Genomic DNA, 14,276 nt, shown 5'->3' with positions numbered 1-14,276 from the left:
ATATGGGTCGACTTTCCACCAAAATCACAACGACAAAAGAGGTAGTCTTTAGTTCTCAGACACTCCAATAATAAATGCTGATTGGCAAAAGTGACGCAGTCGATTTCAAAAACGGATTAAAAACATAACGTAATAACATTGTTGAAAAGGAAACCAGGCAATGAAACGCGATTCTTTTGGAATTTGCCTTACTAAGGCTATGCTGTTCAAAAACTTACAATCGACATTTACGCACGTCAGAGCTTACGAAAAAGATGCTACTTCGCCACTTGATCTAAAAGTGTTATTGGCGTTCCCCCAAATGTCCGGAAGAGATTTGCTTCAAACAATGCAAGGTTCGCGTCACCTAGTTTGGCGTGCAGACCACCACTGCCCAGGCTTTGATTAGAACATTTTCATTTTAAAACAATCACTTCTATATTTAGGGCGTGTTGATCTTTCGAGCTGATTTTTGCAGCGAGTTGCTGTGTGTTTCTACAAGGCAGAGGTTTTGATGTGTAGCTAGCCTACATGAAAAGCCGATAACGCAGTAGAAATGACCAGCAAACGCTGCCCGAAGGGTTCGGCTAAAAGCGTTTTACTCTTTGTTGAGGGGGATTTGTTTAGAATGACTAGACTACTTCCCCCTCGCCGCGATTAAAACGCTTTTATCTCGAACAAAACTTAACCACGAAAGGTCAACACGCCCTAGTTAAAGAGCACGTTCTAACGTGCTCTTTCTATTTCTAATGCAACACCGCATCTAAACTGAACGTAATACTCATCGCAATAGATAATTGCTCAATCAGTTCAAGACAAATTCGGATCGGCCTGTTAACATTAGAGTCATTACTCTAATTTGGTAAGTATGAAGATGACATCACCAAAATTCAGACCAAAATTTTCACTGGCCGCACTGCTAATAGGCTGTGTGAGTTCGGCCAGTTTTGCCGCGCCTCTCTCCTTTCCTGATGCGTGGGATCTGCTACAGCAAAACAATAATTCTCTAGCAGCACAGCAAGCAAACGTAGAGCGCTATCAACACCTCCAAAACGCGACAGGTAGCCTCAACTTGCCTTCTGTTACCTTAGGTGCAAACTACACACACCTCGATAGCGATGTCACCATCAATGGCGAGCAGTTTGCGGATAGCTTGAGTGGAGTACCCAGTTTAGGTGCATTAGGTCCAGTATTGCAGCCTATTCTCGGCAGTTTAGGCGGCATCACTTCAACCATTACAGAACAAGACATCTTTAGTTCTTCTATTCGAGCTATTTGGCCTATCTTCACTGGTGGCCGAATTACTGCAGCTCAAACTGCGGCTGAAGGCCAAAGTGAAGAAGCGCAAAGTCAGTTCTTGATGGAGAAACAAGCGCGCTACGAAGATCTTACCAAGTACTACTTCTCTGTGATTCTGGCGCAAGATGTAGTCCAAACTCGTTTAGCGGTGGAAGCCGGCTTAACTCAACACCGAGATTTCGCGATTAAACTGGAAGAACAAGGTCAGATTGCCCGTGTAGAACGATTACAAGCAGACGCCTCTCTCGATAAAGCAATCGTCGAAAGAACCAAAGCTCAAAACGACCTTCAAATCGCCCAGCTTGCGTTAACTCAGATTCTCGGCCTCTCAGAAACCGTTGAGCCATCAGAAGCCCTGTTCATCAACAACAACTTGCCAAATATGGACACCTTTATTGACCAGACACTAACGACCTATCCAGGTTTGAGCATTTTAGACGCTAAAGAGAAGCAAGCGAGCAGCCTAATTAAAGCAGAGAAAGGCAAATACTATCCAGAAGTTTACCTATACGGTGACTACAGCTTGCATGAAGATGACTCACTTGCGAGTGAAATGAAGCCCGACTGGTTAGTAGGAATTGGGGTCAATGTACCTCTTATCGATACGTCAGGTCGCTCCGACAAGGTTGCTGCTGCGCACAGTGCGGTTTCACAAGTTCAATACCTAAAGTCTCAAGCAAAACAAGACCTCACTGTATTGGTCCAAAAAACCTATCTTGAGGCGCAACAGGCTTTAGAAGAGGTGCAAGGCCTCAACTCAAGCCTTTCTCTTGCACAAGAAAACTTATCGCTACGTAAGAAAGCGTTCAACCAAGGTTTGTCTACATCATTAGAAGTAGTTGATGCTGAGCTATATCTGGCAAGCATCAAAACTCAACAATCGGTCGCTCGTTTTCAATATCTAGTATCTCTAAACAAACTATTAGCGCTAAGCAGTGAGATGAATACATTCCCAAGCTATTCAACCTCTGCCGTTTATCCAAATGCTCACAACACCAATACAAAAGGATGATTCATGAAATCTGTTAAACCACTTATCGCTTCAATCATCGGTATTGGCATTGTCGGTTGGGTTGGGTACAGCTTCTACCAAGCATACCTGCCACAGCCTGTTAAGATTCAAGGTCAGATCGACGCTCAGCAATACAGCATCTCTTCCAAAGTGCCAGGGCGTATCGACCAAGTGTTCGTTCGAAAGGGTGACACCGTTGAAAAAGGTCAATTGGTCTTCTCGCTACTGAGCCCAGAGATCGATGCAAAGCTAGAGCAAGCAAAAGCCGGAGAGAAAGCAGCAGGCGCACTTGCACAAGAAGCCGAGAAAGGTGCACGTGAGCAGCAAATCCAAGCAGCGAAAGACCAATGGCTAAAAGCAAAAGCAGCCGCTGACTTAATGGAGAAAACATACCAACGAGTCAACAATCTCTATAAAGATGGTGTCGTTGCTGAACAAAAGCGTGACGAAGCGAAAACTCAATGGCAAGCAGCGAAATATACAGAAAGTGCCGCGCTTCAAATGTATAAGCTGGCTCAAGAAGGCGCTCGTGATGAAACCAAAGTCGCAGCGGCTCAAAGAGCGTTAATGGCTGCAGGCGCCGTTGCCGAGGTTGAGGCTTACGCCAAAGATACACAAATCCACAGTTGGTTTAATGGTGAAGTTGCTCAAGTGCTATTAAGCAGTGGTGAACTGGCACCTCAAGGCTTCCCTGTTGTCACTGTTATCGACACGCAAGATGCTTGGGCTGTGCTCAATGTTCGAGAAGACCACCTCAAGTACTTCGAAAAAGGATCCCAGTTCGATGCTTACCTTCCTGCACTTGATAAAAACCTAACATTCGAAGTGAGTCATATTGCTGTCATGGGTGATTTTGCGACGTGGCGCTCAACAGATGCCGCGCAAGGCTTTGACCTAAGAACATTTGAAATTGAAGCTCGCCCAGTCGATAACAACGATACGTTACGCATGGGTATGAGTTTGGTCGTTGAATTGTAAGGTCAATTATGTCCTATTCTCCTCAACCCAATGATGTTGAAGCCACTGATAGCGAATTGGTGCGTCAGTGGCGAATCGTGCGCAAAGACAAATGGTTGCTATCGAGCCTCACTTGGATCCCACTACTTCTGGTAGCAAGTATCTGGTTGATTTTCTCTCAAGGTATTGCTCGCGATCTGCCTGTTGCTGTGGTGAACTTAAATCATGGCCAGCTTTCTCAGCAGTTTGTTCGTTTAGTTGATGCCTCTCCAACGTTAGCGGTGACGCAAAAATACACAGATATTAGCCAAGCAAAACAAGCCATGATCAAACGTGATATTTATGGCTACGTGATCATCCCTAAACATTTTGAGCGCGATATCTACCTTGGACTGAACCCTAAGGTTTCTGTGTTCTATAACAGCCAATTTATCCTGATTGGTAAGCTGGTCAATTCGGCTCTGTTACAAGCACAAGGAACGTTTAATGCTCAAGTGGAAGTCGCTAAGCAGTTATCCCATGGCGACAAAACGGTGAAATCAGCACTTGGCCAAGCAGTGACAATCCAAAGCCAAATTACCCCGCTATTTAACAAGAACACCAGCTATTCGCAGTTCTTGGTATCGGCGATCATCCCTGCCCTGTGGCAAATCATGATAGTCGTCGGCACCATATTGGTTTTGGCAGCCAATTGTCGTGAAAGAGTGTTAAAACATTGGCTCGGCACATCGCCAGTCAAAGCACTTACCTCGACATTGCTGCCTTACGCTCTGCTGTTCTTAGTGTTTAGTATCGGCTTTATGACATGGTTTTACGTGTTTTTGGATTGGCCTTATCACGGTAGTTTCATAGCTCTGATATTCGCACAATTGATCACCGTCATTTGTTGTATGATCATGGGCAGTGCCTTCTTCTTTTTGACACTCGATCCCGCGAGAGCCATGAGCTTTGCAGGTGCATTCACCGCACCAAGCTTTGCATTCATGGGGATCACCTTTCCAGTGACAGACATGAATGCCGCCGCGCAAGCATGGCGTAGTCTGCTGCCGATTAGTCATTACATTGAAGTTCAAACCGCACTGTCGAGTTACGGCATTAATGCAGCGCAGACGATAATTCAGCTGCTACCAATGTTCGGCTACGTGATTCCAGCTATCATCACACTGCTTCTGATCCGCAAACATTTGAACACACAACCAGTGAATGGAGCCGTACAATGAAACCAGTCAGCTTCATCGAACTCATTAAGCACGAGCTCTTAGCCGTCGTCCGAAACCCTGTCGTCTTATTGACCGTCTTTGGTGGGGTGATTTTCTACTCTTTCCTCTATCCTTTGCCTTATGCGCAACAGACCCCTGAGCAACTAAAAGCCTCAGTGGTCAACTTGGATGGTAGCCAGAGCAGTTATCAACTAGAGCGTATGGTTGATGCCACACCTCAAATTGACATCACTCGCCGTGATTTTAGTCTCGCTGACGCTAAACAAGCGCTACTGAATCAGGAAATTGGTGGCTTTTTGGTGATTCCAGAAAACTTCTACAAAGATTTGCTGCTAGGTAAAAGCCCAACGCTGTCGTATGCGGGCGATGCTTCGTTCTTTCTTGTGTACGGTACTATCATCGAGGGCTTGGCTAAAGCGGGCGGCACACTCGCCGCACAGGTTAAAGTCAACCACCTACTCATTGAAGGCGTACCGTTAGAAACTGCAGCCAATGGGTATAACGCATTCAGTCTCAACCTGAAACCAACGTTTAACAGTCGTATGGGCTACATAGACTACGTTGTACCAGCGGTGTTTGTTTTGATACTTCAGCAAACCCTCGCGATGGCATCTGGCTTAATTGGCGCAACCCAAAATAGCCAAGGAACCCCAGGATATTGGTCACGGGTTTCAAGCTTAAAGCTGATTGTCGCTCGTTGCTGTGTGCTCGTGGGCATCTATTACCTACTCGCTATGTATTACTTTGGGGCGAGTTTCGATTTCTACGGTATCAACTCACTGGCAACTCATGGTCAATTACTTACATTACTTCTCCCATTCTTAGTCGGTAGCTGCTTAGTTGGTATCTTGATTGGTGAATTTGTGCCAAGAAGAGAATGGGTCACTGTCGTTGTTTTGATCAGTTCTATGCCTTTGATTTTCTCCTCTGGCTTTATCTGGCCTGTTGAGATGATGCCAACTTGGTTGGTTGGACTGTCGCAACTCTTTCCAAGCACCCCAGCAATACAAGGCTTTCTTGGGATAAATCAGATGGGCGCCACTTGGCAAGATATAGCACCGCAGTGGACTTTATTATGGGGACAAGTCGCGCTTTGGTCTTCATTATTAGCGGTTAAGTTGTTTCACAAATCCCAGATACGAACCGCAGGGTATAACTAATAACCACCAGCAATAAGCTTTGTGGTTTATAAAAATAACGTACACTAACAATTACTTCTCAAAAGGCCCTTTATTATAAAGGGCTTTTTTATTCACCAAATATAAAGTAACACCGGTAAATAGCTCTAACTTTCATACCGCCAAAATATAAGATTTACCGACTACTACTTGCTCACTTCTGTCGTCAGTTTTTTACTGCACCAAGGGCCATGTCTAGAAGCTCAAAACACTCCCTTTAGCAACATGGTCAACACAATTTCACAGGTTTGGCTCAGCATGCAAACTGATGTCCATTCTAAAAGGCCAATAGTCGCAATTTCAAAACAATGACTTACTGAAAACGATGACTGAGCCCAAACAAATGTAAATTAATTGTAAAAAATTCTTTAATGCCATTATTTTTATGTATAGGATTATCAACAAGGTCAGTTATAAAAATAGAACGACCTTACTCACACAGAGAAGCTATATCCATATAAAACTTGTTCAGTAATTATATTTATTCGAAGTATTGAGTTAGTTACAAGCCGTTTGTTGCCAACCAAATGAATAGATAACTTGTTGAAAATAAAAGTTAATAGAAAGCAAGCTCAACAGCAGTAAATAAAATTTAGTAAAATACAGGGAAAACCATGAAAAACATAAGAGCATTATTTTTAGGGTTTATATTATTATTCAGTTCCACCGCATTTGCAGAAGAAGGGTCATTTAATCAAACAATCAGTAATTTAAGCCAAAGTATTGATGGTTTTTTCAACGAATATACTGGATGGTTCGTTGGATTGATATTCAAAAGTGTGCCAGTTGGCGAAGCTAACTTCCCGATCATTGTTGGTTGGTTATTGCTCGCTGCACTCATTTTTACTGTTTATTTTGGCTTCGTTCAATTTAAGCGCGTGGGTATGGCCATCGACATTATTCGAGGCAAATACACAGACCCTAACTCCAAAGAAGACGGCGAGGTTTCTCACTTTCAAGCGTTAGCTACTGCCCTTTCCGGAACCGTCGGCCTTGGTAACATCGCAGGTGTAGGTGCTGCTCTAGCAATTGGTGGTCCAGGTGCAACATTCTGGATGATCTTGTGTGGCCTTCTTGGTATGGCATCAAAATTCTGTGAGTGTACGTTAGGTGTTAAATACCGCACCATCTTACCTTCAGGTGTTGTATCTGGTGGTCCAATGTACTACCTAAGCCAAGGTCTAAGCGAACGTGGCATGGGCGGATTAGGTAAAGCACTGGCTATCGGCTTTGCTCTAATGTGTATTCTGGGTTCTCTGGGTGGCGGCAACATGTTCCAAGCCAACCAAGCTCACGCAATGCTAACTTACGCATTCGACATTCCAAGCGAATACGGCATCATTACAGGCTTTGTTCTAGCTGGTTTGGTTTTCTCTGTAATTGTTGGTGGTATGCCTTCGATTGCTTCTGTAACTGAGCGTGTTGTACCTTGGATGGCAGCGCTATACATTGGTATGGCTCTTATTGTTATCGGTTCTAACCTTGATCAAGTAGGCCCTGCTTTCAGCGCTATCTTTACTGGTGCATTTACTGGTGAAGGTGTTGTAGGTGGCTTCATTGGTGCCCTAATCCAAGGTTTGAAACGTGCGACATTCTCGAACGAAGCTGGTGTAGGTTCTGCTGCAATTGCTCACTCTGCGGTTAAAACTAAAGAGCCAATCACGGAAGGTCTTGTTTCACTACTAGAACCGTTCGTTGATACCGTTGTAATCTGTACAATGACAGCACTTGTTATCACTATCGCAGGTCTAAACACAGGTCCATTCGATGGTTCAGGTCTAACAGGCGTAACCCTAACAGCCGCTTCGTTTACTGAAACAGCTGGCTTCTTCAAATACACTCTTGCTCTTGCTGTTATCATGTTTGCTTTCTCGACTATGATCTCTTGGTCTTACTACGGTCTGAAAGCATGGACTTACCTATTCGGTGAAGGCAAAGCAACTGAGCTTGTGTTCAAAGTGATGTTCTGTGTGTTCGTTGTAATTGGCGCGACAATTCAGTTTGGTGCGGTAATCGACTTCTCAGATGCAGCTATCTTCGCAATGTCTATCTTCAACATCCTTGGGCTTTACTTCCTAATGCCTGTTGTGAAAAAAGAACTTCAGTCATTCGTAGCTCGAGTGAAGTCAGGCGAGATCAAAACATACGGAAAATAGAATCTTGTTTTAACAACAGGTTCCTATTGACCAAATAACAAAAAGTCCATATCGAGCAATGATATGGACTTTTTTTGCTTAATCGAATGTAGAAAAAGTAAGAGGGATTACAGCCCAATCTCTTCAGTCAGGTCTTTGATTTGCTGAAGGTCCATTCTATGAACTTCTATCATCTGTCTAATGTCGCTCAAACGAGAATTAGCAGCATCAAGCTTGTCACAAGAGTCTGATTTCGCATCCCAAGACGTGCCCTCTAGGAACGTATCACACTGCTTCTTAAGCGGCTTTAGGTTAGGCTCTAATCTATCACGCTCTGCCTCTAACGCTTCAAGCGCTTGGGTGATTTGTAACTCTTTACGGAACAGTTCACGTGAGCGCTCAAACATGGTCGATTGCATGTCCGCTTGGCGGTTGAGTTTTTGATTATTTTGTTGTGACTGCTCTAGTGCTACTTTTTGTTCATTCAGTTGTTGCTCCAACGAGTAATTGGCTTTTTCGAGAACAGCGGTCTGCTTTGTTATCTCATCCAATTCTTTCTGGTGCGCTTCAGCTTGTTTTTGCAGAGCTGCTTCAACTTGGTTACCAATTTCTGAGTCAACTTTAGCTACCTTAGCTTCAACTTGTGTCACCAACTGCTGCTTACTGTTCTTCAACTCTTGATAGCGAGACTCCAAGACTTGATAAGTTGACTCCCACTTCGATGCTGTGACAGTAGAGCCAATCAGACCTCCAAGGGCTAAACCCATAACGGCGGCAATACCAATGTATAGCTGACTGCGTTTGTCACGTTCTTCTATGACAACCACTTCGTCTTGTTCATTCTGCCCAGATTGTTGGCTCACAGGGTTACTCCAATTCATTAAAGGTTACAATGTCACTGTAAAGTTAACAGCAACAAGTACTACTCTTGGCTCTGGCATACTTCCACTTAATGAAGTCACCAGTCAGCTTCAGCGCGTTAGCTCAGAAAACATTAAGCTTGCGGTATACAACAAAAAGCCACCTACGATGACAATCACTACGCTTTTCTGCACTTTTTCGTTGGTCCGATAACGAAACAGCACAAACGCCAACGCCAATAAAAAAACAATTGCGATTAGTCGAGTCATAACTCCTCCTTGTTTCTCTATTTTATACCATTTAAATAAGCAAGTTACGTCAGAGTCACGTTGTTTGATCATTTAGTTGAACAAGATTTGTGCAAACAGATATTTTACTACTGACATCACACTTTTTCTGATCTAGGATACGCGTACAGATTACCTATTCACGTAGGTAATTGTTCCGATGAAGACTGCAGGAGAGTGGTTTTTAACTAAATCTTAACATTTAGTTAGATTGACCCGCCGAAGAAGTAAATCTTTCAGGTGCTTTGTGCTGATAAAAATCAGAAAAGCGAGGACTGTCGTTGGAGGAACCTCTGGAGAGAACCGTTAAATCGGTCGCCGAAGGAGCAAGCTTAGAGACCAAAACTTCTCAGTAAGTTTTTCGCTAAGTGAAACTCTCAGGCAAAAGGACAGAGGAGTGGAAAGCAACAACCTTAATTCAGAACACTAACTACAGTAATAATGTATTAAGTGGTGCGATCTCGTTGATCAGCACTGCCCTTTCACTCTTCTCCTTAAATTTTTATTTATTAAGGGGAACCTATGAACTATCTACAAGAAACATTACAAACCATCAACCAACTTGTTTGGGGACCACCGCTGCTTGCTTTGCTCGTTGGTACAGGTATCTACTTTACTTTTCGCTTAGGCTTACTCCAGTTTAGACACCTGCCAACTGCTCTGAAGATGGTGTTCACCAAAGATAAATCTGGTCATGGTGATGTTTCTAGCTTTGCTGCTTTATGTACCGCCCTTTCCGCGACTATTGGTACTGGTAACATTGTTGGTGTTGCTACTGCTATTAAACTTGGTGGACCGGGTGCGCTTTTCTGGATGTGGCTCGCAGCCCTGTTCGGTATGGCGACTAAGTATGCAGAATGCCTTCTTGCCGTTAAATATCGCAAAGTCGATAGTAAAGGTGAGATGGTCGGCGGACCAATGTACTACCTACAATACGGTGTTGGCTCTCGTATCTTAGCGGTTCTATTCGCTGTATTTGCCCTTGGCGTAGCCTGTTTTGGTATCGGTACTTTCCCGCAAGTGAACGCGATTCTCGACGCAACTGAAATCTCTTTCGGTGCCTCTCGAGAGCTATCTGCGGTCGTACTTACTCTACTTGTTGCTGTTGTAACACTTGGCGGTATCCAGTCTATCGCGAAAGTAGCCGGTAAAGTCGTTCCAACGATGGCTGTCATGTACATCGTCGCATGTATGAGTGTCCTGTTATCGAACGCAGATCAACTGCTAGATGCGGTTAGCTTGGTGATCACCTCAGCGTTTACCAATACTGCTGCAACTGGTGGTTTCTTAGGGGCGAGCATCATGCTAGCCATTCAATCGGGTATTGCTCGTGGTGTATTCTCGAACGAATCTGGCCTAGGTAGTGCACCTATGGCAGCTGCAGCGGCGAAGACCGACTCATGTGTTAAGCAAGGCCTTATCTCTATGACGGGTACCTTCTTCGACACTATCATCATCTGTACCATGACAGGTTTGGCACTTATCTTAACGGGTGCTTGGCAAACGGATCTTTCAGGTGCAGCGATGACCACACACGCCTTTGCTGTTGGTCTTAATGCCGACACAATTGGTCCAATGCTGGTGTCTGTTGGTCTCATCTTCTTTGCTTTCACGACTATTCTAGGTTGGAACTACTACGGTGAGCGCTGTGTTGTATTCCTGTTTGGTACTAAAGCGGTTCTACCATACAAAGTTATCTTCATTGCGTTGGTTGCATCAGGTGCCTTCCTAAAACTCGACGTGATTTGGCTACTTGCTGACATCGTCAACGGTTTGATGGCTGTACCGAACCTAATCGGTTTGATCTTGCTACGCCAAGTCGTGATTGAAGAAACGAAACAGTTCTTTAATCAAATGACAATGAAAGGCGAACCAAAGAGCACACGTAAGCCGTCGATGGTTTAAGCGAGTAGATTGGTAATATCGAATATACAAAAAAGCCGAAGTAGAACACTTCGGCTTTCTTTTATCTCAAACATTCAGTTATTAAGCTGTTGGCGTTGGTGGCTCTTCCAGCATCAACTTGATACCTAGTGAAATCAATACTGCGCCCGTCACGCCTTCCATCCAACCAATCACTTTAGGGCTCTTGAATAGCTGTTTTGCTGAACCTACTGCACCAGCGATGCCACACTGCCAAATCATAGCAATCATAAAGTGGATTCCGGCCATCAACATCGACTGCATAAATGGCGAACCTTGAGGGTCAATAAACTGCGGTAAGAATGCTAGATAAAAGACCGCCGTTTTAGGGTTCAACACATTAGAGAGAAAGCCCTCTCTAAGAGAGCGAGATACGCTCAGTTGTTCATGTTTTGCGTCTGATACTTCAAACCCTGCATTGCCTTTGAAGACACCATAAAGGCTAGAAGCACCTAACCAGATCAGATACGCCGCACCAATCAGCTTAACGGTTTGAAACAGCTCTGCAGATTGCAGAAGAATCGCTGAAATACCGATCGCCGAGAAAGTCGCATGCACAAACAAACCCAAACAAACACCAAAACTTGTTACCGCACCATCTCTCATCCCAGAGCGGGTGGTATTACGAATCACCACTGCTGTATCTAACCCGGGCGTCAAAGTCAAAATGGTGATCGCCACAATAAAGGCTTCAAAGTTCAGTATCATAACCGCATCCTTGCAAAATAAACTCTTAGCTTGCCCGCTAATATCTAAGACGAATAAAACTGAGGCAATGCATCATCAATATGGAGCAGATTAACTCAATTCGTCCTCGCTTGTTAAGCTTTGTATTGCTCCCACCCGCCCATTTTATAAAAAACCAATCTTCTTTCAGCCATGTGGTTTACAAATTATTTACAACCAAGGTCGCTTTGTAGAACAAACCTATTGGTCACTATCGCGTTGGTTGCTAAACTATTTCTTTTATTCTCAGGGAATTATGATGAGCGCATTCAAAAAACTGGTTGAACATTCTCAAAAATGTTCACGCTTCCAACATTTATCTGCAATTTGTAGCTGGGACGCCGCATCTATGATGCCTGCAGGTGGTAACCAAGCACGTAGTGACGCGATGGCAGAGCTATCCGTTCATATTCACGGTCTAATGACGCAACCTCAATTGGCTGATTGGATCGCAGACGCTGAGAATGAAGATCTGAATGCAGAGCAAAAGTCATCACTGCGAGAGATTAAAAGACAGTGGCAACAAGCTAACCTTCTTCCTGAAAAGCTAGTGCAAGCAAAGTCTCTAGCTGGTTCTAAGTGTGAACATGCTTGGCGAACACAGCGCGGCGAAAACGACTGGGTTGGTTTCGAAAAGAACTGGCGTGAAGTTGTCGAGCTTTCTCGTGAAGAAGCACAAATCAGAGCCGATGCAGCAGGCCTAACACCTTATGATGCAATGTTAGATATCTACGAACCGGGTACTAGCTCTGCTTCTCTTGACGCTCTTTTCAGCGATGTAAAAACTTGGCTTCCTGGCTTGATTGATCAAGTTATCGAGAAGCAATCGACGGAACAGTTGATTGCCCCAACAGGTCACTACCCAACAGACAAGCAAAAAGCGCTTGGCCTTGAGGTGATGAAACTGCTCAAGTTCGACTTTGAACATGGTCGACTGGATGAAAGTGTGCACCCATTCTGTGGCGGCGTGCCTTCAGATGTCCGTATTACAACTCGCTACGATGAGTCAGAGTTCGTTCAATCATTAATGGGCATTGTTCATGAAACTGGCCACGCACGCTACGAACAAGGTTTACCAAAAGCACTAGCAGGCACACCAGCAGGCGAAGCGCGCTCAATGGGTATTCATGAGTCTCAATCTCTGTTCTTTGAAATGCAAGTTGGTAGAAGCGATGCTTTCATTGCACATTTGGCTCGTATGGCTGGAAATCAATTCAGCGGTCCAGAGTTCGAACAAGAGAACTTTAAAAAGATTTACACCCGCGTTAAAAAAGACTTTATTCGTGTTGATGCCGACGAACTAACCTACCCAGCGCACGTTATCTTACGCTATGAAATTGAACGCGATTTGATCAACGGTAACATCAACCATACAGACGTACCTGAGCTATGGAACCAAAAGATGCAAGATTACTTAGGGCTTAGCACTCAAGGTAATTTCACTAACGGTTGTATGCAAGACATTCACTGGACGGACGGCGCATTTGGCTACTTCCCAAGTTACACACTAGGTGCAATGTATGCAGCGCAGTTTATGGCAGCAATGAAGCAGACGGTTGATGTGGACCACGTAATTCAATCTGGCGATCTTACGCCGGTCTTTAGCTGGTTGGAGAGCAACATCTGGAGCAAAGGAAGCTTGCTAACCACAGACGAGTTGGTGAAAGGCGCAACAGGCGAAACGCTGAATGCCAAGTTCTTCCAAGATCACTTGAAAGCTCGCTACCTATAAAACCGTAGTTGAAACGAATACCGAGCAGCGCGAATCACACGCTGCTCCTTTTCTCCTTCCCAAGGAAAGATAACCATGGAATGGATCCTGTTCACTGTGCTTGCCGCTTCTAGCCAAGCATGGAGAAACGCTTTTCAGAGCCGCTTAAGTCAAACCTTGAACGTTTCAGGGGTAACGCTTGCGCGTTTTCTTTGGGCAAGCCCTCTCGCCCTAATCTACTTGTTCTGCCTCTACCAATACCAAGAAGCACCAATGCCCACCTTTACGGAGCACTCTTACTTCTTTCTGGCTGGCGCTTCTATTATGCAGATCGTCGCAACAGGTTTAATGGTGGTGCTGTTTAAGCAGCGCAACTTTGCGATTGGTGCTGGGCTGGCAAAAAGTGAAGCCCCTGTGTCCGCACTGTTGGGGATGCTGTTTTTCGGCACTTCACTAACATTACTCGGTTGGGTTGGCGTCGCTTTTGGTATGGTTGCAGTATTTCTGCTGAGTTGTGCCAATGGTGTTCGCAGTGTATCTCTAAAGACGGCTTCAATCGGCCTCGCTTGTAGCACCGCTTTCGCTCTCACTTCGCTATGGATCCGTGAGGCTAGCTTGAGCCTTAAATTGCCATTCCCGCACAGTGCGGCGTGGGTTTTGTTCATTGTAATTCTGACGCAAACCCTACTGCTGTTAACGTATTTGCTTTTAAAAGACCGCGATACATTGAAGCTGATGTTCACCAAACCCAAATTGGTGATCATGACCAGTATCGCGAGCTTTGTCGGTTCACTCGGTTGGTTTAGCGCAATGTCGCTCCAGGCAGTGCCTTATGTAAAAACACTCGGGCAAATCGAAGTGTTTTTTACCATGCTTATCTCGATGTTCTGGCTTAAAGAGCCAGTTAAGAATAAAGACATGCTTGCCCTATTCTTTATCGCAATTGCAGCCATTTTGGTGATGTGGCAATAGTTAATTGATATTGCTA

Annotated in this window: 12 protein-coding genes and 1 riboswitch; of the genes, 9 read left to right on the top strand and 3 right to left on the bottom strand. The window is 44.6% G+C overall.

Features of this window, described 5'->3' with window-relative positions:
• The first annotated feature begins 160 nt into the window (after positions 1-160).
• The 6 genes from AC6R05_RS04410 to AC6R05_RS04385 all read left to right on the top strand — a co-directional run bounded on the left by AC6R05_RS04410 (position 161) and on the right by AC6R05_RS04385 (position 7,801).
• A complete protein-coding gene (locus AC6R05_RS04410) occupies positions 161-388 on the top strand; it encodes a hypothetical protein (protein ID WP_032549176.1) in 228 nt (75 codons plus the stop codon).
• A 459-nt stretch (positions 389-847) separates the two neighbouring features.
• Positions 848-2,290, top strand: a complete 1,443-nt coding sequence (locus AC6R05_RS04405; RefSeq protein WP_500646682.1) for a TolC family protein — start codon at positions 848-850, stop codon at positions 2,288-2,290.
• Between the two features lie 3 nt (positions 2,291-2,293).
• Positions 2,294-3,268, top strand: a complete 975-nt coding sequence (locus tag AC6R05_RS04400) for an HlyD family secretion protein (protein WP_500646681.1) — start codon at positions 2,294-2,296, stop codon at positions 3,266-3,268.
• Between the two features lie 8 nt (positions 3,269-3,276).
• Positions 3,277-4,467 (top strand): ABC transporter permease, encoded by a 1,191-nt coding sequence (locus AC6R05_RS04395; RefSeq protein ID WP_500646680.1) that lies wholly within the window; start codon positions 3,277-3,279, stop codon positions 4,465-4,467.
• Positions 4,464-5,627 carry an ABC transporter permease gene (locus tag AC6R05_RS04390; RefSeq protein ID WP_500646679.1) on the top strand — a complete coding sequence of 388 codons (1,164 nt, stop codon included), beginning with the start codon at positions 4,464-4,466 and terminating at the stop codon, positions 5,625-5,627. Before AC6R05_RS04395 ends, AC6R05_RS04390 begins: the two co-directional genes overlap by 4 nt.
• Positions 5,628-6,259: 632 nt before the next feature.
• Positions 6,260-7,801, top strand: coding sequence for an alanine/glycine:cation symporter family protein (locus AC6R05_RS04385; protein WP_408692038.1), 1,542 nt, complete (start codon positions 6,260-6,262; stop codon positions 7,799-7,801).
• Between the two features lie 107 nt (positions 7,802-7,908).
• Here AC6R05_RS04385 and AC6R05_RS04380 read toward each other — a convergent pair whose 3' ends face one another.
• Complete coding sequence (locus AC6R05_RS04380; RefSeq protein WP_500646678.1) at positions 7,909-8,643, bottom strand: chromosome partitioning protein ParA; 735 nt, start codon at positions 8,641-8,643, stop codon at positions 7,909-7,911.
• Positions 8,644-8,751: 108 nt separating this feature from the next.
• Positions 8,752-8,910: a hypothetical protein gene (locus AC6R05_RS04375; protein ID WP_032549183.1), complete on the bottom strand. Its 159-nt coding sequence runs from the start codon at positions 8,908-8,910 to the stop codon at positions 8,752-8,754.
• A gap of 301 nt (positions 8,911-9,211) precedes the next feature.
• Positions 9,212-9,331: riboswitch (glycine riboswitch) on the top strand.
• 119 nt (positions 9,332-9,450) lie between these two features.
• On the opposite strand from AC6R05_RS04375, the gene AC6R05_RS04370 reads away from it, so the two are divergent.
• Entirely contained in the window at positions 9,451-10,833 is a 1,383-nt protein-coding gene (locus AC6R05_RS04370) for an alanine/glycine:cation symporter family protein (protein ID WP_152468610.1), read from the top strand.
• A gap of 81 nt (positions 10,834-10,914) precedes the next feature.
• On the opposite strand, the gene AC6R05_RS04365 is transcribed toward AC6R05_RS04370, so the two are convergent.
• Positions 10,915-11,559 (bottom strand): LysE family translocator, encoded by a 645-nt coding sequence (locus AC6R05_RS04365; RefSeq protein ID WP_331441191.1) that lies wholly within the window; start codon positions 11,557-11,559, stop codon positions 10,915-10,917.
• Positions 11,560-11,836: 277 nt separating this feature from the next.
• Between AC6R05_RS04365 and AC6R05_RS04360 the strand changes: the two genes are divergently transcribed.
• Together AC6R05_RS04360 and AC6R05_RS04355 are read left to right on the top strand one after the other, a co-directional pair.
• Entirely contained in the window at positions 11,837-13,309 is a 1,473-nt protein-coding gene (locus tag AC6R05_RS04360; RefSeq protein ID WP_500646677.1) for a carboxypeptidase M32, read from the top strand.
• Between the two features lie 75 nt (positions 13,310-13,384).
• A complete protein-coding gene (locus AC6R05_RS04355) occupies positions 13,385-14,260 on the top strand; it encodes an EamA family transporter (RefSeq protein WP_500646676.1) in 876 nt (291 codons plus the stop codon).
• Positions 14,261-14,276: the final 16 nt, after the last annotated feature.

It is taken from the genome of Vibrio sp. R11-SG3-ISO9, from assembly GCF_059834255.1.
Note: the sequence above shows the minus strand (reverse complement) of the source record. Positions and strands in the feature narration are given on the sequence as shown.

What these genes read in the sequence shown, in the direction of transcription:
- AC6R05_RS04410 (WP_032549176.1), top strand. Translation starts at nt 161, where the DNA reads ATGAAACGCGATTCTTTTGGAATTTGCCTTACTAAGGCTATGCTGTTC.
- AC6R05_RS04405 (WP_500646682.1), top strand. Translation starts at nt 848, where the DNA reads ATGAAGATGACATCACCAAAATTCAGACCAAAATTTTCACTGGCCGCA.
- AC6R05_RS04400 (WP_500646681.1), top strand. Translation starts at nt 2,294, where the DNA reads ATGAAATCTGTTAAACCACTTATCGCTTCAATCATCGGTATTGGCATT.
- AC6R05_RS04395 (WP_500646680.1), top strand. Translation starts at nt 3,277, where the DNA reads ATGTCCTATTCTCCTCAACCCAATGATGTTGAAGCCACTGATAGCGAA.
- AC6R05_RS04390 (WP_500646679.1), top strand. Translation starts at nt 4,464, where the DNA reads ATGAAACCAGTCAGCTTCATCGAACTCATTAAGCACGAGCTCTTAGCC.
- AC6R05_RS04385 (WP_408692038.1), top strand. Translation starts at nt 6,260, where the DNA reads ATGAAAAACATAAGAGCATTATTTTTAGGGTTTATATTATTATTCAGT.
- AC6R05_RS04375 (WP_032549183.1), bottom strand. Translation starts at nt 8,910, where the DNA reads ATGACTCGACTAATCGCAATTGTTTTTTTATTGGCGTTGGCGTTTGTG.
- AC6R05_RS04370 (WP_152468610.1), top strand. Translation starts at nt 9,451, where the DNA reads ATGAACTATCTACAAGAAACATTACAAACCATCAACCAACTTGTTTGG.
- AC6R05_RS04365 (WP_331441191.1), bottom strand. Translation starts at nt 11,559, where the DNA reads ATGATACTGAACTTTGAAGCCTTTATTGTGGCGATCACCATTTTGACT.
- AC6R05_RS04360 (WP_500646677.1), top strand. Translation starts at nt 11,837, where the DNA reads ATGAGCGCATTCAAAAAACTGGTTGAACATTCTCAAAAATGTTCACGC.
- AC6R05_RS04355 (WP_500646676.1), top strand. Translation starts at nt 13,385, where the DNA reads ATGGAATGGATCCTGTTCACTGTGCTTGCCGCTTCTAGCCAAGCATGG.